At 45.1% G+C, this 25,003-nt stretch carries 25 protein-coding genes; 24 read left to right on the forward strand and 1 reads right to left on the reverse strand.

What is annotated here, in order from left to right:
• The coding region (locus B9J87_RS01325) for a VOC family protein (protein ID WP_094149227.1) at positions 1-485 on the forward strand (485 nt) is incomplete at its 5' end.
• Between the two features lie 26 nt (positions 486-511).
• On the opposite strand, the gene B9J87_RS01330 is transcribed toward B9J87_RS01325, so the two are convergent.
• Entirely contained in the window at positions 512-3,289 is a 2,778-nt protein-coding gene (locus B9J87_RS01330; RefSeq protein ID WP_094149228.1) for an insulinase family protein, read from the reverse strand.
• Positions 3,290-3,503: 214 nt separating this feature from the next.
• Between B9J87_RS01330 and sixA the strand changes: the two genes are divergently transcribed.
• From sixA to B9J87_RS01445, 23 genes are all read left to right on the forward strand, one after another.
• Positions 3,504-3,968, forward strand: a complete 465-nt coding sequence (sixA, locus tag B9J87_RS01335; RefSeq protein WP_017049124.1) for a phosphohistidine phosphatase SixA — start codon at positions 3,504-3,506, stop codon at positions 3,966-3,968.
• Between the two features lie 181 nt (positions 3,969-4,149).
• Positions 4,150-6,243, forward strand: coding sequence for a flagellar biosynthesis protein FlhA (flhA, locus tag B9J87_RS01340; RefSeq protein WP_013856364.1), 2,094 nt, complete (start codon positions 4,150-4,152; stop codon positions 6,241-6,243).
• Positions 6,244-6,296: 53 nt separating this feature from the next.
• Entirely contained in the window at positions 6,297-7,784 is a 1,488-nt protein-coding gene (gene flhF / locus B9J87_RS01345; RefSeq protein WP_017045235.1) for a flagellar biosynthesis protein FlhF, read from the forward strand.
• 13 nt (positions 7,785-7,797) lie between these two features.
• Positions 7,798-8,685: a MinD/ParA family protein gene (locus tag B9J87_RS01350; RefSeq protein WP_010318888.1), complete on the forward strand. Its 888-nt coding sequence runs from the start codon at positions 7,798-7,800 to the stop codon at positions 8,683-8,685.
• Positions 8,678-9,412: an RNA polymerase sigma factor FliA gene (locus B9J87_RS01355; protein ID WP_010318887.1), complete on the forward strand. Its 735-nt coding sequence runs from the start codon at positions 8,678-8,680 to the stop codon at positions 9,410-9,412. The genes B9J87_RS01350 and B9J87_RS01355 overlap by 8 nt, the downstream gene beginning before the upstream one ends.
• Positions 9,413-9,456: 44 nt before the next feature.
• Entirely contained in the window at positions 9,457-9,825 is a 369-nt protein-coding gene (cheY, locus tag B9J87_RS01360) for a chemotaxis response regulator CheY (protein ID WP_033197405.1), read from the forward strand.
• A gap of 57 nt (positions 9,826-9,882) precedes the next feature.
• The gene (locus B9J87_RS01365) at positions 9,883-10,599 is read left to right on the forward strand and encodes a protein phosphatase CheZ (RefSeq protein WP_017045236.1); all 717 of its coding nucleotides are present in this window, start codon (positions 9,883-9,885) and stop codon (positions 10,597-10,599) included.
• Between the two features lie 9 nt (positions 10,600-10,608).
• On the forward strand, positions 10,609-12,903 hold the full coding sequence (locus B9J87_RS01370; protein ID WP_094149229.1) for a chemotaxis protein CheA: 2,295 nt from the start codon (positions 10,609-10,611) through the stop codon (positions 12,901-12,903).
• 25 nt (positions 12,904-12,928) lie between these two features.
• A complete protein-coding gene (locus tag B9J87_RS01375; RefSeq protein WP_017045237.1) occupies positions 12,929-14,044 on the forward strand; it encodes a protein-glutamate methylesterase/protein-glutamine glutaminase in 1,116 nt (371 codons plus the stop codon).
• Between the two features lie 10 nt (positions 14,045-14,054).
• Positions 14,055-14,831, forward strand: coding sequence for a ParA family protein (locus B9J87_RS01380; RefSeq protein WP_026027244.1), 777 nt, complete (start codon positions 14,055-14,057; stop codon positions 14,829-14,831).
• Complete coding sequence (locus B9J87_RS01385; protein WP_176429458.1) at positions 14,824-15,810, forward strand: chemotaxis protein CheW; 987 nt, start codon at positions 14,824-14,826, stop codon at positions 15,808-15,810. Before B9J87_RS01380 ends, B9J87_RS01385 begins: the two co-directional genes overlap by 8 nt.
• A gap of 40 nt (positions 15,811-15,850) precedes the next feature.
• Positions 15,851-16,345, forward strand: coding sequence for a chemotaxis protein CheW (locus B9J87_RS01390; RefSeq protein ID WP_013856372.1), 495 nt, complete (start codon positions 15,851-15,853; stop codon positions 16,343-16,345).
• On the forward strand, positions 16,345-16,845 hold the full coding sequence (locus B9J87_RS01395; RefSeq protein WP_202598892.1) for a DUF2802 domain-containing protein: 501 nt from the start codon (positions 16,345-16,347) through the stop codon (positions 16,843-16,845). The genes B9J87_RS01390 and B9J87_RS01395 overlap by 1 nt, the downstream gene beginning before the upstream one ends.
• A gap of 211 nt (positions 16,846-17,056) precedes the next feature.
• Positions 17,057-17,680 (forward strand): cytochrome c biogenesis heme-transporting ATPase CcmA, encoded by a 624-nt coding sequence (gene ccmA / locus B9J87_RS01400; protein WP_094149233.1) that lies wholly within the window; start codon positions 17,057-17,059, stop codon positions 17,678-17,680.
• Complete coding sequence (ccmB, locus tag B9J87_RS01405; protein WP_013856375.1) at positions 17,677-18,345, forward strand: heme exporter protein CcmB; 669 nt, start codon at positions 17,677-17,679, stop codon at positions 18,343-18,345. The genes ccmA and ccmB overlap by 4 nt, the downstream gene beginning before the upstream one ends.
• A 111-nt stretch (positions 18,346-18,456) precedes the next feature.
• Positions 18,457-19,209 (forward strand): heme ABC transporter permease, encoded by a 753-nt coding sequence (locus tag B9J87_RS01410; protein ID WP_094149231.1) that lies wholly within the window; start codon positions 18,457-18,459, stop codon positions 19,207-19,209.
• Positions 19,210-19,211: 2 nt separating this feature from the next.
• The gene (gene ccmD, locus B9J87_RS01415) at positions 19,212-19,418 is read left to right on the forward strand and encodes a heme exporter protein CcmD (protein WP_013856377.1); all 207 of its coding nucleotides are present in this window, start codon (positions 19,212-19,214) and stop codon (positions 19,416-19,418) included.
• Entirely contained in the window at positions 19,415-19,900 is a 486-nt protein-coding gene (ccmE, locus tag B9J87_RS01420; protein WP_013856378.1) for a cytochrome c maturation protein CcmE, read from the forward strand. Before ccmD ends, ccmE begins: the two co-directional genes overlap by 4 nt.
• A complete protein-coding gene (locus B9J87_RS01425) occupies positions 19,897-21,852 on the forward strand; it encodes a heme lyase CcmF/NrfE family subunit (RefSeq protein ID WP_094149232.1) in 1,956 nt (651 codons plus the stop codon). Before ccmE ends, B9J87_RS01425 begins: the two co-directional genes overlap by 4 nt.
• The gene (locus tag B9J87_RS01430) at positions 21,853-22,404 is read left to right on the forward strand and encodes a DsbE family thiol:disulfide interchange protein (protein WP_013856380.1); all 552 of its coding nucleotides are present in this window, start codon (positions 21,853-21,855) and stop codon (positions 22,402-22,404) included.
• Entirely contained in the window at positions 22,404-22,901 is a 498-nt protein-coding gene (locus tag B9J87_RS01435) for a cytochrome c-type biogenesis protein (protein ID WP_094133616.1), read from the forward strand. Before B9J87_RS01430 ends, B9J87_RS01435 begins: the two co-directional genes overlap by 1 nt.
• Positions 22,901-24,118, forward strand: coding sequence for a c-type cytochrome biogenesis protein CcmI (gene ccmI, locus B9J87_RS01440; protein ID WP_013856382.1), 1,218 nt, complete (start codon positions 22,901-22,903; stop codon positions 24,116-24,118). The genes B9J87_RS01435 and ccmI overlap by 1 nt, the downstream gene beginning before the upstream one ends.
• Positions 24,119-24,187: 69 nt before the next feature.
• Entirely contained in the window at positions 24,188-24,952 is a 765-nt protein-coding gene (locus B9J87_RS01445) for an MlaA family lipoprotein (RefSeq protein WP_013856383.1), read from the forward strand.
• Positions 24,953-25,003 lie beyond the last annotated feature (51 nt).

Here is a 25,003-nt window from a genome sequence, read left to right on the forward strand (position 1 = left end):
CCACAAATCAAGCTGACCACATTGCACTGCGCATTAATGATCGTAAATTAGCGTCATTAGCACATGCGGCATGGCTGGAGGAAGGGCGAGAAATATCGAGTGCTCAGATAAATGGCCGTCCTATCATCGTGATTGAATTTACGGTGCCGCTATCGGCTAATAGTTGGTCAATAGAATGTTTGGAATTGCCTTACCCTGCCGAGGGAAAAATTTATCCAGAGCAGAGCTGGGAGCATGTGGAATTTGTGGTGCCATCTGAGGCACAAACCGCGCAAGCCTATTTGCAGGATATACTGTCGGTTTACCCACGATTAAAAGAATGCTGGACAACATTAGACAATCAAGGTGTTCAAGTTAAATTGTCCAGTCCAAAAGGGGAAGGGGAGCGATTACATAACCCGACGGTTGCATTTAAGTGGCAAGGCGTGTGTATTAAACTGCATCCCCACTCTTTAAAAGAGATCGTAAAATCAGAGCAAAGATAAATTGCTCTGATGGCGATGAAGTACTGTTATCCTAAGTTATAGCTTTTGGGCCGAAGCTGGAACGCTTCAATTGAGCCAATTTCTTGCCCTAAACTGAGTTTCTGAACCGTTTGGTGTGCGTTTCCTTGGCTGTGCATGATCAGTCGATTGGCGGTCCTTGGTTTTAGCTCATTGACCACAAAGCGAATCATATCACTGCGGCTGAGTGATTTCAGTTCACTCAAAACCTGCTCTCTTTGATCAAAGCCGGCATCTTTATTGCCGATAGCAACCCAAAGTCTTTGCGCACGGCTGCGAAGGGTGGGGTCGGGGGTTGAAATTTGATTCCATAAACCGCGTTTACTGCTGTGCCACTGGTATTCGTTGAGCTCCAGCAGCACCATGTAAAAAGCATTTAAAAATTCATCTACAGCGCTAATCAGCTCATAAGGGGCAGCATTCGGTGACTGAACGTAGAGTACGATACCTGGGTGACGGTTTAATGGCATGTTGCCTGTTCCGACCATATAACCAAGTTGCTGCTTAGTGCGAATTTCATGAAAAAATGTAGCGGACATCAAGTGATTAGCTAATGAATATAAGGCGATGCTGCGCGGTGCGGCATCATTGCACTGATAATAGACCACCACAGCAGAATCTTCTTGATCGCAGTGAACCTCTTTTTGAAAAGTCCCACTCTCTCCGAGCATGACGAGTGGTCTTAATGATTCCTCGTACTGTTGATCTTTGACTCGTAATGCATTTTTAAGCGTATCTGCCATCGCTTGTGCATCACTTCTTAACCAGTCGCCATAGACAAACATCTCAACATGAAGTTGCGCTAATATTTGTTCAACGAAATCACTGAGCTCATCGACTTCTATCTGTTTTAAGGCACCAAGTAGCGTTTCATAAGGAGGGTTGTTGGGTTGTAAAATACCCGTCATTGCATTGAAAAGCTGCGAAATTGGACGATCTTTAGTGGTATTTTGCCAGTTACGAAGCAGTTGTTGCTTGATGGTGTTAAAGCGTTTTAGGCTAAAATCACGTTTAGCAAAGCGTGCGAGAATCATCTCCATTAACTGTGGTTGTTTTTCGCTAAAACCAGAAAGCATCAGGGTGACGCCGCCTTGATGAGCGTACATGTTGTAACTCATCCCAGCAATTTCTGCTTGGTAAGTTTCCGTGGCCAGCGAGTCTAAAAACATTTCCACACAGAGACGGGTTTTAACAATATTTCGAGCAGTGGCTACCGAGATGGGGCTATCAATCGCGATGTAAATTACCCCTTTAGGCACTCTAAATTCATGGTCTTGTAGATGCCATAAACGAAAGCCTGGTAACTCTTCAATGATTTCCGGGTGTAAAGGCGTTGAAGGCTCTAACGGTTTTGGGTCTAAGTCGTAACAGATAAAAGGATTGAGTGGCGGTAAGTTTGTTTCAATGTCGCAAGGGGTTGCGAATGTTGCAAGTTGTGACGCCGATAATGGAGTAATTGAATAGGGTGTAAAATACCATTTCGCTTTCTTATCGTAATACCCATCTTTAGCAATTAACGTGGCGCGTAGGTTTTCAGGAGTCAAATAATGAAGAGCTTGCTTAAGTAGCGATTCGTTGTAGCCCGCCATCATATAATCGCCATAGATAGTGTCTTGCGGCTGATAGTGCTGCATATTAACCACTAAATGGCTGACCATGTCTAATGGCCTTGTCGTTTCTTGAAAGCGAAAAGCCGATTCAAGCACCGCTCTTTTCTCAAGGTAACGCCATTCGTTCAGCCCCTGCTCTGCGATTAATTTAATCTGAGTAAAGAGTGACTGGATGATGTTATCGACCTGTTTTACGCCTTCATGTGTCAGGCTAAAACTTATCGAAAACTCACGATAATTGCTGCCACTCGCGCCGCCTCCAGCCGATAAGGACGTGATCCAACCTTTCTCTTTTAATGCCAGCATTAAACTGCCTTCACCTTCGTAACCGATGAGATGGGCGAAATAAGAGAGAGGTTTGACATGATAAAAGTCATCCGCGCTTGGGGCTGGGAAGCTTAAAATCAGTTTGCGGATCTCTTTTCGTGGCTCGATTTGAATCAAGACGCCTCGGTGCGCGTCTAAAACAAAAGGCACCTCTATTTTTTTCGGGCCGAGCTGTTTATTTGGGATGGAGGAAAATTCATCTCTTGCCCACTGCTCTAACTCATCAAGTGTCTGTGGGCCCGCTAGCGAGAGCGTCATCAAATCAGCCGAGTAATTTTCATGGTGAAAACGGACAATTTCTTCACGGATAGAGACACCATTTCTATCACACAGCGTTTCTAAATTACCCACTGAAAATTTAGCAAACGGGTGTTGCGGATTAATGGTTTCTTTTTGAACCTGATAGAGCCTTCTCGAATCATCATTCTGTTTGAGTTTAAATTCAGAATCCACCGCTTGGCGTTCTTTATCCAGGGCTTCTTCATTAAACAAGGGGGCACAAAAGAATTGGCTGAATCGGTCCAAGGCTTTTTCAAAATGATTTGGGCTTACATCAAAGAAAAAACAGGTGTGCTCTGTACCAGTCCATGCGTTATTGCTGCCACCATGTTGATTAATAAAACTTTGAAACTCACCAATTTTCGGGTACTTTTCTGTGCCTAAAAACAGCATGTGTTCCAGATAGTGGGCAAGACCTTCTCTGTCTTCAGGGTCATCAAAATGCCCCACATTAATCGCTAAAGCAGCGGCTGACTTTTGTGCATCATCCGCTTGAATAAGTAATGTTCTCAGACCATTAGTTAACGTAATGTAGCGGTATTGGTTGGTGTCGTTAGGGCTTAAATGCACAGTGACTCTCCACAGAAAAGGCTTTTTTAATTATGGCGTTGAAACGGTTAGGTGCAAATTTCAAGCAATGATTTTATGAGCGAAGTGCCATTTTAGTCCTTCAGGAGACTTTTTAATAGACTGTTAACAGTGTCGAAGTCTTTGCTTGGTTGCCTGATATAATCGAGAATAAAGCCGCCTAGACGGCATAGATAATAACCACTAGGAATGAGTAATGAAGATTTTTATTATGCGTCACGGAGAAGCTGAACATTATGCAGCGAGTGATGCACAAAGGGCCTTAACCGAAAGAGGTCTTCGTGAGTCTGTTGCTGTGGCTCGTGCTTGTGAAAAGCAAGATCTTCGCCATGTAGATAAAGTATTGGTAAGCCCTTACTTACGAGCGCAGCAAACTTGGGCTGCGATAGCCTCTTATTTTAATGCCGATGAGGTTGTGACCTGTGATGACATCACACCTTATGGGAAAGCGGAAGTGGTATTTGAGTATGTCTCTGCCTTGGCCGATGTAGAACAAATCGAATCAGTGCTGCTGGTGTCTCATTTACCGTTAGTTGGCTATCTCGCGGCTGAATTTGTTACCGATTTAGTCCCTCCAATGTTCCCCACATCCGGTCTGATTGGTATCGAATATGATAGAGAGTTGCGTAAAGGACAGCAGATCTGGAGTATTAATCCTTAAACCACGATTCAAAGTAAAAGAAGTTCACGTAATTTGAATAACTAGGCTACGTTAAGTGAAGGGTTATTGCCTTTACTAATGTAGCCATTATTTTGACTGTTTTACTGGACTAAAAATTGCATCGCCGAGTTAACGCATTGTCGCATTTATAGATATTTATCAACAGATTGCTTGCTAACCTATGAAATTTACTCTCCCATTTGCAGATAAATTGCCATCAATACCGCAGCGAAGTATGCCAGCAATCGGTGCGCCGGTTATGGTATTGGCCACGTTGGCTATGGTCGTTTTACCGATCCCGGCCTTCCTATTGGATCTGTTTTTCACTTTTAACATTGCCTTATCGATGGTTGTGTTACTCGTCACTGTCTATACCCGTAGACCGCTTGATTTTGCTGCTTTTCCTACGGTTTTGCTTATTGCAACTTTACTTCGACTAGCCTTGAACGTCGCTTCAACCCGTGTGGTTTTATTGTATGGTCATGAAGGCCCCGGGGCGGCTGGTAACGTCATTGAAGCGTTTGGTAGTGTGGTGATCGGTGGTAACTACGCCGTCGGTTTAGTGGTGTTTTTGATCTTGATGATCATCAACTTCATGGTAGTAACCAAAGGTGCGGGACGTATTTCTGAGGTGAGTGCTCGCTTTACCCTAGATGCCTTGCCGGGTAAGCAAATGGCCATAGATGCGGACTTAAATGCGGGTTTAATCGATCAAGACCAAGCGCGGCTACGACGTTTCGAAGTAACCAAAGAAGCGGATTTCTACGGTTCAATGGACGGTGCGTCAAAATTTGTTAAAGGGGATGCGATTGCTGGGATCTTAATTTTGTTCATCAACATTATTGGCGGCTTATCGATTGGTATGGCGCAATATGGGTTGGGTTTTAAAGAAGCGATCCAAATCTACACACTGCTGACCATTGGTGACGGCTTAGTGGCTCAGATCCCCTCATTGCTGCTTTCGATTGGCGCTGCCATGATGGTTACCCGTCAAAATACCGATGAAGATATGGGAGAGCAAGTCGTCTTCCAACTGTTTGACAACCCTAAAGCATTGATGATTACCGCTTGTATTCTCGGCATCATGGGCATTGTACCGGGTATGCCTCACTTTGCTTTTTTACTGCTAGCCGCGTTAGCGGGTGGTTGCGCGTATTGGATGATACGCAAACAGAAAAAAACCGCCGATGAAAAGAAACTGCCTGCAAAAGTGGACAACGAAGCACCCACTCAAAAAGAGCTCTCTTGGGATGATGTTCAACCCGTTGATGTGATTGGTTTAGAAGTGGGCTATCGATTGATACCGCTGGTGGACCGAGATCAAGGTGGAGAGCTGCTCGAACGCGTAAAAGGTGTTCGGAAAAAACTGTCGCAAGACTTTGGCTTTCTCATCCCCGCAGTGCATATTCGCGACAATTTAGAATTAACACCCAATAGTTATCGTATTACCTTAATGGGGGTTGCTGTTGGTGAAGCAGAGATCCGCCCAGATCAAGAACTGGCGATTAACCCTGGTCAAGTCTATGGTGTTATTGACGGTGAACGCACACTCGACCCTGCATTCGGCCTTGAAGCGGTTTGGATCCGTGAAGAACAACGTGAACACGCACAAGCTCTCGGTTACACAGTTGTGGACTCATCGACCGTACTCGCCACTCATTTGAGTCAGCTTCTCACTAATAACGCCTCGCAACTGATTGGTCATGAAGAGGTTCAAAACTTAATTGAAATGCTGGGTCGCTCAGCGCCAAGGCTAGTTGAAAACTTCGTTCCAGATCAACTGCCGTTGGGTACAGTCGTTAAGGTACTGCAAAACCTACTCAATGAAGCGATTCCAATCCGAGATATTCGAACCATAATACAAACCTTGGCGGAGTATTCTGGGCGGAGTCAAGAACCTGACATCCTAACGGCGGCCGTTCGAATCTCATTGAAGCGTTTAATCGTCCAAGAAATCAATGGTATAGAACCTGAACTACCAGTGATAACACTGATTCCTGAGCTGGAACAAATATTGCATCAAACCATGCAGGCGTCAGGAGGAGAATCGGCAGGTATTGAGCCAGGCTTAGCAGAGCGTCTACAAGCTGCACTGAGCCATGCAACGCAAGAACAAGAATTGAAAGGTGAGCCCGCCGTGTTACTCACGTCTGGTGTACTTCGTTCAACTTTGGCGAAGTTTGTGAAAAACACGATACCTAATTTGCGTGTGCTCTCTTATCAAGAAATACCTGACGAGAAACAAATTCGGATTGTTCAAGCCGTTGGTAACTAACGAAACTGCTGTTACCTAATCGGGCTTTAGCCATTTAAACACGGATATCTGCTTTGAAAATAAAACGATTTTTTGCCAAAGATATGCGAACAGCGCTGCTGCAAGTGAAAGAAGAGCTTGGTGCGGAAGCGGTGATCATGTCGAATAAAAAAGTCGCGGGTGGTGTGGAAATCGTTGCCGCTGTGGATGGTGAACAGCCCACCCAGCAAAACAGTGCCAAGCGCTATAATTCGCAGCCTAGACAACAAGGTTACACCCAAGTCACCCCGTCTTTGAACAAATCCTCTCGTGAGTTGGATGATGATCGAGTCAGCCTGCAAAACAGTGCAGACACTGGGCGTTCAATGACCAAACGTTTTGCAAATATGTTAAAGCAGTACAGCGCACCAAGTGGCTCAGATTCGGACTATCACGCCGAAAATGAAGATTCGCTCTCTGCATTATTGCAACGTCAATCAGGTTCATCTAACACCAACTCAGGACACGGTAATGCAGAGTTACGAGCCGATTCGCCATTAGCGAAGTTAATTGCAGAGGATAGAAGAGCGTCCACCCGTCAAACGCCGAAGCTAGATCCGTCGCGTTATGATCGTTACCCAACGCAAGAGGCGAGTGTTTCGAACCCAGAGCTGGAAAACATGCGTGAAGAGATGACCTCAATACGCCGCCTGTTAGAACATCAAGTTTCAGGATTAATGTGGCAAGAAGTTGAGCGTCGAGAACCTTTGCGTGCCATGCTCATTAAAAGACTTGAGCGCATGGGGGTTTCACAAGAACTGGCTGACCAGCTTGCGTGCTATATCCCAGAAGATACTGCTCCAACTAAAGCTTGGAAGGCACTGCTTGGCTTAGTGGCTGATCAAGTCCCTGTTTCCAAACAAGATATTCTGAAACGTGGTGGTGTGGTTGCGCTATTAGGCCCAACAGGGGTTGGTAAAACCACCACCATTGCTAAACTAGCCGCTCGCGCCGCTATGGAGTATGGCGCTGATAACGTCGCTCTAGTCACCACAGATACCTACCGTATTGGTGCTCATGAACAGCTCTCTATTTATGGCCGAATCATGGGTTGTCCAGTAAGAGTTGCTAAAGATTCCAGTGAGTTAGCCGATGTAATATATCAGCTAAGAAATCGGCGTTTAATTTTAGTTGATACCGCGGGGATGGGGCAGCGTGATGTTCGGTTATCAGAGCAGCTCGATACCCTGATGCAAGAGAGTGGCGAAATCATCCACAGTTACCTTGTTCTGCCTGCAACGGCACAAAGAAAAGTATTACAAGAAACAATCGAGCACTTTAGAAGGATCCCTCTTTCAGGGTGCATTATGACTAAGCTTGATGAGTCATTGAGCTTAGGGGAATTTGTGAGTGTCGTGGTTCAAAACGCACTGCCCGTTGCTTACATCGCGAATGGCCAGCGTGTACCAGAAGATATTGTGATTGCCCAGCCGAAGTACATGGTTGCAAAGGCAAACGAATTGCTAGAGAAGTCGACAGAGAATGAACCTCACTATTGGAGCAGCGACTCCGAGAGATTCTAGGCGGCGGACAAATATGGCGAATAATATGATATATGACCAAGCGAGCGGTTTACGCCGCTTAACTCAACCGTCACTGACCAAAGTCATATCTGTGACTGGTGGTAAAGGTGGTGTGGGTAAATCTCACGTGACACTCGGCATGGCGATCTGCATGGCTCGTCAAGGCAAAAAAGTCATGGTGTTGGATGCAGACTTAGGTTTAGCTAACGTGGATGTGATGCTTGGCATACGCCCGAAGCGAAACTTAGGGCATGTACTGGCTGGCGAGTGTGAACTCAAAGATGCCATCGTCGAGGGGCCTTTTGGGATACGAATAATTCCAGCGACCTCGGGCACACAGTCGATGACAGAGTTGTCACACGCCCAACATGTTGGTTTAATACGCGCCTTTGGCAGTTTAGAAGATGAGATGGATATTCTGCTCATCGATACAGCCGCAGGTATTTCTGATATGGTCGTGAGCTTCTGTCGCGCCGCACAAGATGTAGTGATCGTGGTATGTGACGAACCGACATCCATCACCGACGCTTACGCGCTGATCAAGCTCTTAAGTCGTGAACACCAAGTGCAACGTTTTAAAATTGTGGCCAATATGGTGAGAAGTTATCGTGAAGGACGGGAATTATTTGCTAAATTAACTTTAGTGACAGAAAGATTCCTAAATGTGAGCCTTGAACTTGTTGCTTGCATACCTTTGGATGATAAAGTGCGACAAGCAGTAAAAAAACAAAAAATAGTGGTCGATGCGTTTCCACGGTCACCTGCGGCACTGGCAATCAGCTCGTTGGCAAGTAAAGCGTTAACGTGGCCAATTCCAAGAACGCCGACAGGCCATCTGGAATTTTTTGTCGAGCGTTTGCTAAATAGAACAGAAAGTGTAGGGGAACCATTCGGTGAATAAAGCGCTTACTTATGACCAACACGGAAACCTAAAGAGCCAACAAGCATTTTTAGAAAAATACTCTGTATTGGTTAAGCGTATTGCACACCATTTAGCAGGTCGCCTGCCACCAAACGTATTGGTCGAAGATCTAATACAAGCCGGTATGATAGGCCTACTTGAAGCACAAAAAAATTATGATGGGAGTAAAGGTGCAAGCTTTGAAACCTACGCAGGAATTCGAATTCGTGGAGCTATGCTCGACGATATTCGGCGTGGTGATTGGGTTCCACGCTCGGTTCATAAACACAACCGAGAGATAACCCATGCAATTTCAGTTCTAGAAGGTGAGCTAAACCGAAACCCAACTGATACAGAAGTTGCGAAGTATTTAGGCATGTCGCTGGATCAGTACCATACTGTATTAACTGACATTAATTGCTCACGGATTGTCGGAATCGAAGATTTAGGTATTTCTGATGATGCAATTTCTCCTCTGGATGACGATGAAGACAACTCGCCATTTAAGGGAGTCGCCGATGAATCGTTTCGTAAAGCATTGGTTGAATCAATAAAATCACTTCCAGAACGTGAAGCTTTGGTACTTTCGCTCTATTATGATGAAGAGCTAAACTTAAAAGAAATTGGTGAAGTTCTAGGTGTTAGCGAATCCCGCGTTAGCCAGATACTAAGCCAATCTATGCAGCGACTAAGAACGAAGTTAAGTTCTTGGACGCAAAATGACTAATATCACTGATTTCGAGCTCAGTGGAGGCAATTTTGAATAAAAACATGAAGATCCTTATTGTTGACGACTTTTCAACAATGCGCCGTATTGTTAAGAATCTACTTCGTGATTTGGGCTTCAATAATACCCAAGAAGCAGATGATGGCCTGACAGCGTTGCCTATGCTAAAGAAAGGTGATTTTGAGTTTGTGGTTACAGACTGGAATATGCCGGGCATGCAAGGCATCGATTTGTTGAAAAATATTCGAGCAGACGCAGAACTTAAGCATCTGCCTGTTCTGATGATCACCGCAGAAGCAAAACGCGAACAAATCATCGAGGCTGCTCAAGCAGGTGTGAATGGTTATATCGTAAAACCTTTTACTGCTGCTACGCTTAAAGAAAAACTGGATAAAATTTTCGAGCGTTTATAAAGCGTGTGGTCACAGACAAAAGGTGCTCTATTCATTTATGCGCGAAAAGGCTAATCGATGATTTCATTAGAACAAGCAAAAGAACTCGTTCAGCTACTGGAAAATGGACAGCAAGATCAGGCGAATCAACTCTTTAAAGAGACCTACGACAAAGCAAGCAATCCAATGCTGCAAGAAATAGGCACTTTGACAAGGGAACTGCATGAATCGCTCAAACAGTTCAACCTTGATGAACGCATGGCTGAGATTGCAAATGACGAAATTCCAGATGCAAGGGATCGTCTTCAATACGTAATTGATAAAACGGAAGTGGCTGCGAATAAAACAATGGATGCAGTGGATCGATGTATGCCGATCGCTGACAGCCTTCACGAAGGTCTGTTAAAAGTGCGTCCACAATGGAATGAGTTGATGCATGGACGTATTGATCTCATTGAGTTTAAAGCACTTTGTCACCGTATTGATGATCTACTATCACAAGTTGAAGGCAACAGCAGCGAATTGCGAGGTCAGCTAACTGAGATATTGATGGCTCAAGACTTTCAAGATCTCACTGGCCAAATAATTCGGCGTGTTATTACGCTGGTTAATGAAGTTGAGAAACGCCTAGTTGAGATTCTCACTGCCTTTGGGGCTAACCAAATAGAACAAAAAACAGACAAGAAGAACCCATCTATCGAACCTGAAGGTCCTATTTTGAACCCTCATGAAAGAGCCGATGCGGTTTCATCTCAAGACGAAGTCGATGATTTGTTATCGAGTCTTGGTTTTTAGGGGTAACGTATGAGCTACGAATTAGACGACGACATTCTTCAGGACTTTTTGGTTGAAGCAGGTGAAATTCTCGAATTGCTCTCAGAGCAATTGGTTGAACTTGAGAACAACCCCGAAGACAGGGAGTTATTAAATGCGATTTTCCGCGGTTTCCATACCGTTAAAGGTGGGGCCGGGTTTCTTGCCCTCACCGAGCTGGTTGAGACGTGCCACGGTGCCGAGAACGTATTTGATATCTTACGCAATGGCCAAAGAAGTGTAACATCGAGCTTGATGGATACGATGTTACGAGCTTTAGACACCGTTAACGCACAGTTTCGCGCTGTTCAAGATCAAGAACCCTTAGAGCCTGCAGATCCCGCTCTACTCGATGAACTTCATAAATTGTGTCGTCCTGCTTCTGAAGATGAAATTGACGAAGTGGAGCCTGTTATTGCTGAAGTTGAAGTCGAGGAAGAGGCCGCTATCGAAGCGCCTGAACCGGAAGTCATTCAACCAGTGGCCTCAAAGGCTGTCGCGTCAAATTCTATCGATGAAATCACGCAAGATGAATTTGAAAAACTGTTAGACGAATTACATGGCAAGGGCACCGCGCCGAATGCTCATTCTGAAAATGCCGCACCGGCGGCCCCAGCGCCTAAAGCCCCAAGTGCATCAGTGGCTGCTAGTGGTGACATTACGGATGACGAATTTGAAAAGCTGCTTGATGAACTGCACGGCGTAGGCAAAGCTCCAACCGTTGACCCCTCTCCTGAGGTGACAGCGAAACCAACTACTCCGCCTAAATCAACAGCGGCACCTAAAGCTTCTGCTGGTGGTGGCGATGATTTGATGACGGACGAGGAGTTTGAAAAGCTTCTTGACGAACTGCATGGCTCAGGAAAAGGGCCATTGCCAGAAGAGTTGGAAATGGCAACCAGACCTGCTTCTGAAAATGTGAAGCCAGCAGAGCCTGTAAAACCAACAGAGACCGCAAAACCGAAAGCTGAAGCGGCGAAACCTACACCTGCTCCTCAGCCTAAAGTAACGGCTCCAGCCGCCTCTTCCCCGGCGAAAGCTCCGGTTGCAGTGGCTGAGAAAAAAGAAGTATCAGCACCTGCTGTGGCTAAAAAATCGCAAACTCAGCCGGAAACAACAGTCCGTGTTGATACATCAACGCTCGACATCATTATGAACATGATTGGCGAATTGGTGCTAGTGCGTAACCGCTTGCTGAGTTTAGGGCTTAATAGCAACGACGAAGAGATGGCAAAAGCGGTGGCTAACCTTGATGTAGTTACCGCGGATTTACAAGGCGCTGTCATGAAAACGCGCATGCAACCGATTAAGAAAGTGTTCGGTCGTTTCCCTCGCGTGGTTCGAGACCTTGCACGTACCCTGAAAAAAGACATTGTGCTTGAAATGCGCGGTGAAGAAACAGACCTTGATAAAAACTTGGTCGAAGCGCTTGCAGACCCATTGATCCACTTAGTGCGCAACTCAGTTGACCACGGCATTGAAATGCCTGATGTGCGTAGCAAATCTGGAAAGCCAAGCACGGGTAAAATCATACTCTCAGCTTCGCAAGAAGGTGATCATATTGAGCTAGCTATCGTCGATGATGGCGGCGGTATGGACCCAGATAAGCTGCGTAGTATTGCGGTTAAACGAGGCATGATGGATGAAGATGCGGCGTCGCGTCTCTCCAATAAAGAGTGTTTTAACTTAATCTTTATGGCGGGATTCTCCAGTAAAGAGCAAATTTCAGACATTTCTGGTCGTGGTGTTGGGATGGATGTTGTAAAAACAGCCATCAATACACTCAATGGTTCAATTGACATCGATTCTGAGATGGGCAAAGGGACTAAGATTACGATCAAAGTGCCGCTAACACTCGCTATCTTACCTACATTGATGGTTGGGGTCGCAGGGCATCCATTTGCTCTACCACTTGCGAGCGTGAATGAAATCTTCCACCTTGATCTTAGCCGGACGAACGTCGTTGATGGACAACTGACCATCATAGTACGTAAAAAATCGATACCACTCTTCTACTTACAGAATTGGCTAGCACCTAAAGCAGGTAAAATAGAACTGCGTAAAGGTCATGGACATGTTGTTATTGTTCAGATTGGTAGCCAGCGAGTTGGTTTTGTGGTTGATACCTTAATTGGCCAAGAAGAAGTGGTAATCAAACCACTAGATAAGCTTCTTCAAAAAACACCGGGTATGGCTGGGGCAACGATTACCAGCGATGGACATATTGCACTAATACTAGATGTGCCAGATTTGCTTAAGCAGTATGCTGCTGCTTCCCGCATTTAAATGAGCACACAATATAAGGACACCCATGGCGATTAGAGTATTAGTCGTTGATGATTCGAGCTTTTTTAGACGGCGTGTGAGTGAAATTATTAACTCTGACACCCGTCTAGAAGTGATTGATGTTGCAACTAACGGTAAAGAAGCCGTAGAAAAAGCGAGAATCTTAAAGCCTGATGTCATCACAATGGATATTGAGATGCCAGTTATGGATGGCATTACTGCTGTCCGTGAAATTATGGCTGCGAACCCGATCCCGATCTTGATGTTCTCATCGCTGACTCATGATGGTGCCAAAGCAACGCTAGATGCTTTAGATGCTGGAGCGTTAGATTTCTTACCGAAAAAATTTGAAGATATTGCCCGTAACCGTGATGAGGCTGTCGCTTTATTACAACAACGGGTTATTCAAATCGCGTCGAAAAAAGGGATGCTGAGAAGACCTTTGGTTTCACGCCCAGTGCCGAGCACATCATCGCCGTTTGCCAATAGAACAGCGGCTACAACGGCGAGTTCCCCTGCGCCGAAATCAATGGGCACATTGGCTCGCTTTAAAGCTACAGGTAAAAAATATCAGTTGACCGCTATCGGTACCTCTACAGGGGGCCCGGTTGCGTTACAAAAAATATTGACGAAGTTACCTGCGAATTATCCGCATCCGATCGTACTCATTCAACACATGCCTGCCACCTTCACTGCTGCATTTGCAAACCGGCTCAACTCACTGTGTAAAATTGAAGTGAAAGAAGCAGAAGATGGTGATGCATTGCGCCCAGGCGTTGCCTATTTGGCTCCGGGTGGTAAACAGATGATGATTGAGGGCCGTCCGGGTAGTGCAAAATTGCGCATTATCGATGGTGGTGAACGTATGAACTATAAGCCGTGTGTTGATATAACATTCGGTTCTGCGGCGAAGATCTATGCAGATAAAGTGCTGTCAATGATATTGACTGGTATGGGAGCCGATGGTCGTGAAGGGGCTCGAATGTTACAAGCCGCAGGGGCAACCATTTGGGCTCAGGATGAAGAAAGTTGCGTGGTGTATGGCATGCCGCAAGCTGTCGCAAAAGCGGGGATCTCGTCTGAAGATTTACCGTTAGAGCGTATATCAGAACGAATGTTAGTTGAAGTTGGCCTCGCATAAAGGAAGTTCAATGATTGTATGGAGTATTGCAAACCAAAAAGGCGGTGTGGGTAAAACAACCACAACGATTACGCTTGCTGGTTTGCTAAGTCAGCAAGGCAAAAGAGTGCTGTTGGTCGATACTGACCCTCACGCCTCGCTTACTACATACTTAGGTTATGATTCTGATGGCGTGCCCGTCAGCCTGTTTGACCTATTTCAGCAACGTGAGTTAACAGAGCAAAGCGTTACCCCTCTTATCCTAAAAACCGATGTTGAAGGCATTGATCTCATCCCTGCCCATATGTCTCTAGCCACTTTAGATAGAGTCATGGGCAACCGCAGTGGGATGGGGCTGATTTTGAAACGTGCGCTTCTTGCATTGCGCCATAATTATGACTACGTATTGATCGACTGTCCTCCAATCTTAGGGGTAATGATGGTTAATGCATTGGCCGCCAGCGATCGTATCTTAATTCCAGTGCAGACTGAGTTTCTGGCTATGAAAGGGCTCGAAAGGATGATTCGCACCTTAGCCATCATGCAAAAATCTCGTAGCCGATCGTTCAAAGTGACTATCGTACCGACTATGTACGACAAGCGAACCCGGGCTTCTTTGCAAACGCTGAATCAACTTAAAAAAGATTACCCAGAGCAAGTTTGGAGCTCTGCTGTACCTATAGACACCAAGTTTCGTGACGCGAGTTTAAAGCGCTTGCCTGCTTCTCATTTTGCTGAAGGTAGCCGTGGTGTTTTTGCTTATAAACAGTTGCTGATTTATTTAGAGAGGCTAGCTATTGATGAGTAGTGGGCCATTTTTATCCAGTGAACAAGCACTCGATGACTACTTTACAGCGTTACTAGATGAAGAAGCGATTGAACTTGAGCTGAAAGCGGAAGAGCAAAAAGAATTGTCCCTTGCTGAACCTGAGTTAGCGCTTTCGACATCGGTGCAATCTGTACCGGAAAAAAGTTATTACCATGCTGAAGTGGTTGAGTTTGAGCTGCCGAATTTAGATGATGTGCAGCGCTTATTAAGCCAGCTAGAATCAAGTAATCCAGTGGCAGAGTTAGAGCTGGAAGAGATCATGGAGCAAAACACCGTTCAGATCGCTTTAAAAACTCAACCAGTGGCTGAAATTGTTGAAGAGATCCAAGAATGGGATATTCCCGCCGATACTTTGGAAACAGAACCTGAAGTTGAAATTCTGACTGCGGTAGACACTGTTGAAGAATTTGCTGTTGACGTGGAAGTGGTTGAGCAACCGACGGCTGAAGTCGAACTTGAAACGCAAGCGGGCTACTCTGGAATTGGTACATGGCAAAGCACTGCGAGAACACGAGATTTTCAAGTGCTCTATTTTGAAGTGAATGGCGTGACGTTTGCGGTGCCTCTTGATGAACTTGGGGGGATCCACCGTATGGCAACGCTCAATCATTTAATCGGTCGACCTGCTTGGTACCTTGGACTGCAAACTAATAAAGACAATCAGCTAGATGTTGTCGATACGGCAAAATGGGTAATGGCAGAAAAGCTCCATGATGATAGCTACAAAAAAGGTTATCAATACATCGTCATGCTTGGTGACAGTATGTGGGGGTTAGCAAGTACTCAGCTTATGGGTACAGAATTGCTAAGCTCAGAGAAGGTTCGCTGGCGAGAACAGGCAGGCAAAAGGCCGTGGCTTGCTGGAATGGTAAAAGAAAAAATGTGTGCTTTGATCCATGTTGAAGCATTGATAGCTATGCTTAATGCAGGGCTTGATGTAAAAGCACTAGAGAAATAATAATACATTGATGTCGGAATCGACTTAGAGAGGAAAAGGTATGTCTCAGACTAACGAAGTAGAAGTAAGAAAAGACAAGTCTAACGACGAAGTGCTTCAGTGGGTGACGTTCCAACTAGAAGAAGAAACATACGGAATTAATGTAATGCAGGTACGTGAAGTACTCCGCTATACAGAAATTGCACCTGTACCAGGTGCTCCTGATTATGTTCTTGGCATCATTAACCTACGTGGTAATGTTGTGACCGTCATTGATACACGATCTCGTTTTGGCTTAATGCAAGGTGAAATCACGGATAATACACGCATTATTGTGATTGAATCTGAGCGCCAAGTGATTGGTATTTTAGTCGATAGCGTTGCGGAAGTAGTTTACCTACGTTCTTCTGAAATCGATACTACACCAAGTGTTGGTACTGATGAGAGCGCTAAGTTTATCCAAGGCGTGAGCAACCGTGACGGTAAGCTATTGATCCTTGTTGACCTGAATAAACTGCTAACTGAAGACGAGTGGGACGAGATGGTCCACCTATAATGAGCGAAGCTATGTTGTTCAGTGCTCCTGTTATTCTTATAGGGAGCGCGGTTTTTGTTGTTGTATTTTTGTTGCTGGTGTTACTTCGTGTACGTCAGGGACTTGCCCAACAGATTGATCACCAAAGACAACAAGCCCGATCGTTAGATAAGGAGTTGCAAAAGGCGAATAGACAACTGTTGGAAATACGCTCAGTTGCTATTGGTCTTGGCCAAAAAGTGACGGATCAGCAGGATCTCATCCAGCATTTAAACGAGCGAATTACTGAATTGGAACATGTTGATACGGATGGGCGTTTATACAGCCGAGCGACAAAAATGGTCCAACTCGGTGCTGACATCAATGAGCTTATTAAAGAGTGTGAGCTACCTAAAGCTGAAGCTGAGTTGATGATGTCCTTGCAGAAGAAAATTGCAGGGCATGAAAGCATCCCGCCACTGAGTAGTCACCCGGAAGGTCGCGAGCCGGTGCAAAGTACGAGGCGACCTGCCAAAAAATAGTCGAAAGAGCGAAACTAGAGAGGGAAGCCAATGGCTTCCCTCTCTAGTTTTGAATGTGGCTAAATGTAGCCATAAAGTAGTAAATGAGACAGAAAATAATTAAAAATTAACAGTTTCTTACCTAGTTTCGTGACTGGTAATAGTCTTATTATGTTTTGTCTTAGGTGTGGTGTGCTAATATAGCGGCTCAAATTTCTCGATTTAGATGCACATGCTTGAAGTAAATAACCTGACCGCAATTCGTGATGAAAGAGTTCTGTTTGAAGCACTTAGCTTTGTGATTCATGCTGGCGAACTGGTACAGATTGAAGGACGGAACGGCACAGGTAAAACGACCTTACTACGAATTATTGCCGGGTTAGGTGATAGAGAGGATGGTTCTATTTGGTGGAATGGCATGAATATTGAGTCTAATCGTGATGATTACCACCAAGATTTACTGTTTCTTGGTCATCAAACTGGGGTTAAGCGCGATTTGACGGCATTCGAGAATCTTCATTTTTATCAATCAGTGCATAATGCAGAATCGTCTTCTCAAGAGATATATCAAGCCTTGGCTAAAGTGGGTTTAGCTGGCCGAGAAGACGTGGCTGCAGGCCAGCTTTCTGCCGGACAACAGCGCCGAGTTGCGCTGGCTCGTTTGTGGCTCAGTCAACAAAAGTTGTGGATTTTAGATGAACCGTTAACTGCGATTGATAAGCAAGGTGTCAAAGTGTTGGAAGCCTTATTTCTAGCGCATGCGCAACAAGGTGGCATCGTTGTATTGACCACACACCAAGATATGTTTGCTAACTATCCGCAATTGCGAAAAATTAAATTGGGGCATGAGTCATGATCGTGACCATGGGGATGATCATCCGTCGTGAATTATTGATCGCCTTTCGACGTCAAGCCGATATTTTTAATCCACTGTGGTTTTTTATCATAGTGATCACCCTATTCCCGCTGAGTATCGGCCCAGAGCCTGCTTTGCTCGCCCGTATCGCTGCAGGTATTGTTTGGGTTGCGGCGTTACTGTCGGCGCTACTATCACTTGAGCGTCTGTTTCGCGATGATTTTCAAGACGGGTCACTTGAACAAATGATGCTGATCCCAGTGCCATTACCCATAGTCGTTATTTCAAAAGTCGTGGCTCATTGGTTATTGACTGGACTGCCTTTAATTTTAATTAGCCCATTGTTAGCCGTATTATTGTCATTAGATTTTAATACGTGGCTTGCGGTTGTATTGACTTTGTTCATTGGCACGCCAACGTTGAGTTTTATCGGTGCTATTGGTGTTGCATTGACCGTAGGCTTGCAAAAAGGTGGCGTGTTGCTGAGCCTACTGGTCTTACCCTTGTATATCCCGATTTTAATCTTCGCTACATCAGCTATTGATGCAGCATCGCTTGGCATGCTCTACAACGGTCAATTGGCTGTTTTGGGGGCAATGTTTATGGGCGCGATAACATTAACTCCATTTGCTATTAGCGCAGCATTGAGAGTCAGCGTTAACTAAATTAAGTACGAACGATATTTTCAGCAATGCATTTGAGCGTTGCGTATCAACAACACAATAAACTGAGCAGACACATGCTCAGAAGCAATGAAGTAAGAGTGAGACAATACAATGTGGAAATGGCTCCATCCCTATGCAAAGCCTGAATCCGCCTATCGGCTATGTGGAAAGTTCCTGCCTTGGTTTGCAGGGCTCGCTATCTTATGCCTGGTAGTCGGTAATATCCTTGGTTTAGCTTATGCTCCGGCAGACTATCAACAAGGCGACAGCTTCAGAATCATTTACATTCATGTCCCTTCCGCCATTTGGTCAATGGGCATTTATATGTCGATGGCGATTGCGGCTTTCATTGGTCTAGTTTGGCAATTAAAACTGTCAGACATGGCCGCTGCTGCAATGGCGCCCATCGGTGCGGTATTTACGTTTATTGCGTTAATAACTGGAGCAATTTGGGGCAAACCGATGTGGGGAACTTGGTGGGTATGGGATGCTCGTCTGACGTCTGAGCTCATTTTACTGTTTCTCTATTTGGGAGTGATTGCGCTTTACCACGCTTTCGATGATCAAAAAACAGCCGCAAAAGCCGCAGGTCTGCTGGCCATCGTTGGTGTGATCAATCTACCTATCATTCATTTCTCCGTTGAGTGGTGGAATACCCTGCACCAAGGTGCCACGATTACTAAATTTGAAAAGCCTTCCATATCCAGTGACATGTTGTGGCCACTGCTGCTCAATATTTTTGGCTTTGCTTTCTTTTTTGCTGTGGTCACTATGGTCCGCTTACGCAATGAAATTATCAGTAAAGAGAGCCATCGCCCTTGGGTTATCGAATTGGCAACCCTTCAAACACAGAAAGGTAACTGATCATGCATTTTGACTCTTTGAGTGATTTCTTGGCGATGGGCGGTTACTCCGCCTATGTATGGAGTGCATTTGGCATTACCTTTTTATCCATGTTTATTTTACTGATGCTCAGCATCAAGCGTGGCAAAACCTTGTTGCAAGATGTGCAAGCAAAGGTTGAACGCCAAGCCAGAATTGATGCTGCAAAGCATATGGAGAACACCTTATGACCCCAAGACGTAAAAAAAGACTCACCATTATTTTGGCATTGATTATTGGGGCTGGTGCCACCATTGGTTTGATGTTGTATGCACTCAATCAAAATATGGACCTTTTCTATACGCCGACCGAGCTTGTACACGGTAAACCCGATGGGACAAAGCCAGAAGTGGGTCAACGGCTACGCATTGGCGGCATGGTGGTGGTGGGCTCTGTGAAAAGAGATCCGGGTTCACTAAAAGTAAGATTTCAGCTCCACGATGTTGGTCCAAATGTGACGGTCGAATATGAAGGCATCTTACCCGACTTGTTTAGAGAAGGTCAGGGTATTGTTGCGCAAGGCGTATTGAAAGATGCCACCACAGTAGAAGCGTTTGAAGTGCTAGCCAAGCATGATGAAAACTATATGCCACCGGAAATTGCTGAAGCAATGAAGAAAACGCATGAGCCGTTAACCTATAGCTCGGAACAAAAACAAGGAAGTGCTCAATGATTGTTGAAATAGGACATTTTGCCCTTATTGTTTCACTTGGGCTTGCCATATTACTCAGCTTACTTCCACTTGTTGGTGCTTCTAAAAACAATACCATGCTGATGAATACTGCGCGGCCATTAGCATGGGGAATGTTTTCATTGCTATTGGTCTCATTTAGCATTTTGTTGTGGGCATTTTATGTCAATGACTTCACGGTACAATACGTGGCGAGTAATTCGAATAGTCAATTACCCTGGTATTACCGTCTAACAGCGGTGTGGGGGGCGCATGAAGGTTCATTATTGCTGTGGGTTTTAATTCAAGCGGGATGGACTGTGGCGGTGGCTACCTTTAGCCGTGGTATGCCTCAAGAATCTGTGGCGCGAGTCTTATCCGTTATGGGGCTGATCAGCGTTGGATTCTTGCTGTTTGTCATCGTGACTTCGAATCCATTTTTACGCACCTTACCCTATTTCCCAATTGATGGTCGTGACTTAAACCCGTTGCTACAAGATCTTGGGCTAATCATTCACCCACCCATGTTATACATGGGATATGTCGGTTTTTCAGTCGCATTCTCATTTGCAATAGCCTCTTTGATGACCGGGCGTTTGGATACTGCATGGGCCCGTTGGTCTCGTCCTTGGACAACTGCGGCGTGGTTATTTTTGACATTAGGCATCGCGCTAGGTTCGTGGTGGGCTTACTACGAACTTGGCTGGGGTGGCTGGTGGTTCTGGGATCCAGTAGAAAACGCGTCGTTTATGCCATGGCTTGCGGGAACGGCATTGATGCACTCACTGGCTGTGACAGAAAAACGTGGCACATTCAAAGCTTGGACAGTGTTACTGGCAATTTCAGCATTTTCGCTCAGTTTACTGGGCACATTCTTAGTGCGATCTGGTATTTTGGTTTCGGTACACGCATTTGCATCCGATCCCGCTCGTGGCCTGTTTATCCTTGGGTTTTTGGTGTTTGTCATCGGTGGCTCACTGCTATTGTTTGCCGTTAAAGGTGCGGCAGTGCGCGTCCGTGGCAATGCTGAATTGATCTCGCGTGAAAATGCGCTGCTCTCCAACAACATCTTATTAATCGCGGCATTGGTGGTGGTGTTGGTTGGCACCTTGTTACCTTTAATCCACAAGCAGATTGGCCTTGGTTCCGTATCAATAGGAGCGCCTTTCTTCAACATGCTGTTTGCATGGCTAATGGTGCCATTTGCATTTTTGCTGGGGATCGGTCCACTGATCCGTTGGAAGCGCGATAATTTTTCCAAGCTTTTGAAACCGATGTTGATTTGTGGCCTGATGGCGTTGATTCTTTCGGCGGTTATGGTGTACCTGCTAGCTGAACGCTTTAGCTTGATGGCATTTATCGGCTGGGTCATGGCGTTTTGGATCATCTTGCTACACGTTGTCGAGTTGCACCAACGTGCGACACATCGTCATAGCTTCATGATAGGGGTGACTAAACTACAACGTAGCCACTGGGCCATGATGTTAGGCCATGTTGGTCTTGCCGTTACTGTGATTGGTATTGCGATGGTGCAAAACTACAGTATCGAGCGTGATGTTCGTCTAGCACCTGAGGAATCTTTTGAAATCCAACAATATAACTTTTATTTCAAAGGGTTAAGAGATAAAGATGGCCCGAACTATGATGGTTATATTGCCGATTTTGAAATTACGCAGGATGGGCAATACGTGAATACACTCCATGCGGAAAAACGCTTTTATCGTACTGCCAAGTCAATGATGACTGAAGCGGCCATCGATCGTGGCATCACTCGCGATTTGTACATTGCAATGGGTGAGCGATTAGAAGATGGTCGTTCATGGGCGATCCGAATTTATTACAAACCATTTGTACGTTGGATCTGGGCTGGTGCTTTATTGATGTCATTAGGTGGTGCGTTAGCCATCAGTGACAAACGCTACCGCTTTAGAAAAAGCTCCCAACAGGAGGCGTAGATGAACAAGAAAATTCTATTTATTCCATTGGTGGCTTTTCTTGGTCTAGTTGCCGTGTTTGTTACTCAGTTGGTCAAAAATACCGAAGGTGATGATCCCACAAAATTGGAGTCGGTTCTGATTGGTAAGTCTGTGCCTGAATTTCGTTTGGAAGATTTAGCCGAACCCGGCAAGCTGTATGACCAAGCGATATTTAAAGGGGAGCCTTTGCTGCTGAACGTCTGGGCAACTTGGTGCCCGACCTGCTATGCCGAACATCAATATCTCAATCGGTTGGCGGGTGATGGTGTAAAAATTATAGGTTTAAATTATAAAGATCAACGAGATAAAGCGGTTCAATGGTTAAATGAGCTAGGTAATCCTTACTTGATCAGCCTGTTCGATGGTAATGGTATGCTAGGGTTAGATCTCGGCGTTTACGGTGCGCCGGAAACCTTTCTCATTGATGCCAACGGCGTTATTCGTTACCGCCATGTGGGGGATGTTAATCCAACCAATTGGCAAACAACTTTGCAACCTATGTATCAGAAACTTCTAGAGGAAGCGAAGTAATGAAGCGTTTTATATTATCGATCATTGCTAGCTTTGCTTTGGTATTTTCTGTGCAATCTGCAATTGAAGTGTACGAGTTTGATAATCCACAGCAAGAGCAGCAATTCAAAGAGTTGAGCAATACATTGCGTTGTCCAAAGTGTCAAAACAATACTATTGCCGACTCAAATGCAGCATTAGCACAGGACTTACGTAATAAAGTCTATGAAATGACCAAGCAAGGTAAGTCTGAACAAGACATTGTTGACTACATGATTGCACGTTACGGCAACTTTGTGACCTATAATCCACCGTTGACTTTGGCGACTTCTATCTTATGGCTAGGTCCTTTGAGTGTGGTGTTTCTGGGTTTTGGTTTTATTGTATTACGCAGCAAACGTCGTAAAGCATCAATCGCTCAAAGTGGTGAAGTTTGGGATGCCGAAAAGGAAGAGCGATTAAATCAGTTGCTCGCCGAAGACGCGGTTGATGATGAGAAGCATGGAGACAAACAATAATGACGTTTTTTTGGTTATCTACCCTCATTCTGACCTTCTTTGGTTGTGTCTTCATTGCACTGCCGATCCTCAAAAACAGAGCGAACAACGATGCAGCGCTGCGTGACGAATTGAACAAAGCGATCTTTAAAAACCGCCTTGCAGAGTTACACGAAGAGACGCAAGAAGGGTTGGTTGACAGCGAACAAGAGCTGATTGCTGATCTGAAACAGTCGCTATTGGATGATATTCCTGCGCAATCGGTGCAAGGAAATTCTTCACATGTGTCACCGATGGTTGTTTTGATCCCCTCGATTTTATTGGTCGTCATCTTAAGCTATGGCTTTTACCTAAAATTTGGCGCGGCTAGTCAAGTAGAGCAGTGGCAGCAAGTGAACGCTAACTTACCTGCACTCTCAAAAAAAATGATGTCACCAGAAGGTGCTGCCTTAAGTGATGATGAGATGAATGATCTCACACTGGCGCTGCGCACTCGTCTGCATTATCAGCCTCAAGATGCGACCGGGTGGTTGCTGCTTGGACGTATTGGACTTGCTAACAGAGATATAGAAACATCGATTGGCTCAATGAAGAAAGCGTATGCGTTAGATCCAAAAGATGCAGATGTGAAGTTGGGCTATGCGCAAGCATTAATGTTGTCACAAGATGAGCTTGACCAAAATCAAGCACGTGAAATTTTAACGGCATTAGTACAACAAGATTATGTTGATCTACGCGTGTTTTCACTACTTGCGTTTGATGCGTTTGAACGCCAGGATTACCCAGCGGCGATGAAGTATTGGCGATTAATGCAGCAGATGATTGGCCCTGAAGATAGCCGTTATGAGATGCTTTCGCGCAGTATTGAAAGAGCACAAAGCAAAATGCAGCCTAAAGCTATCGATGGAAAAATGGTTCCTGTCACCATCTCACTCGGTGATGGTGTGACTCTTGAACAAAATGCAGTACTCATAGTCTCTGTGCACAGTTCTGATGGTGCACCTATGCCTGTTGCCGCAGCGCGTTATCCACTGACTCAATTCCCTATTAAGGTTGTGTTAGATGATAGCAATAGCATGGTTCAAGGGCGGAAGTTATCCGACCTTGCACAGCTTATTGTTCGAGTACGCTTGGATACGGATGGCAATGTTTCAACCAAACAAGGTGATTGGTTTGGTGAAAGTGCTCCCATGAGCCTCGGTCAACCTGTTGAAGTTGTGATCAATAAGCAGTATTAATAGCACTTATATACAATTAACGTATTGATAGGCCGATGTCTCATCGGCCTTTATACATGGAAATAAATAATGATAAGCCGCCTATCCCGACTGATATGCCCTATGCTGTTCCTTTTCGTATTAGCAGGGTGTGCAAGCGCTCCGGATTCAACGTCAGCCGAATCAAATCAAACGCAGTCGGGCGATCCTTTTGAGGTTTTTAACCGATCAATGTGGACAATCAACTACGATTATATCGATCCATACTTGGTTCGCCCTGTTGCGATTGCCTACGTGGATTACATTCCACACCCAATTAGAAAAACGATCGCCAATGTTCTGTCAAACCTTGATGAACCTTCAAGCATTATCAACAACATATTGATGGGTAATGGCACGAAAGCCGTTGACCACTTTAACCGCTTTTGGATTAATAGCACCTTAGGCCTGTTTGGGATGATTGATATTGCGTCAGAAGCGGGCATCACCAAACACAATGAAAAAGCGTTTAGTGATGCGGTAGGTCATTATGGTGTTGGTAATGGTCCATATTTAATGATTCCTGGATACGGGCCCTACACGATTCGAGAAACCACAGATGTTGTGGATGGCTTGTATGTACCACTTTCTTATCTCAATGTCTGGGCTGGCCTAGGCAAATGGGCTCTGGAAGGATTGGAGACCCGAGCAAGGCTCGTTCCTCAAGAAGTGACGTTGGAAAACTCCCCAGATCCATATTCATTAACTCGCGATGTTTATTTACAACGCCAAGATTTTAAAGCAGAAATTGATACCCAAACGTATGATGAATCGGAAGAAGAGTATCTCGACGATTATCTGGAAGAAGGGTTTTAATCATACCCATGTAGGTCGGCCTTGTACTGCTAGCTAGGCCGACATCACACG

Source organism: Vibrio sp. V19_P1S1T109 (genome assembly GCF_002241375.1).
GTDB lineage: Bacteria > Pseudomonadota > Gammaproteobacteria > Enterobacterales > Vibrionaceae > Vibrio > Vibrio anguillarum.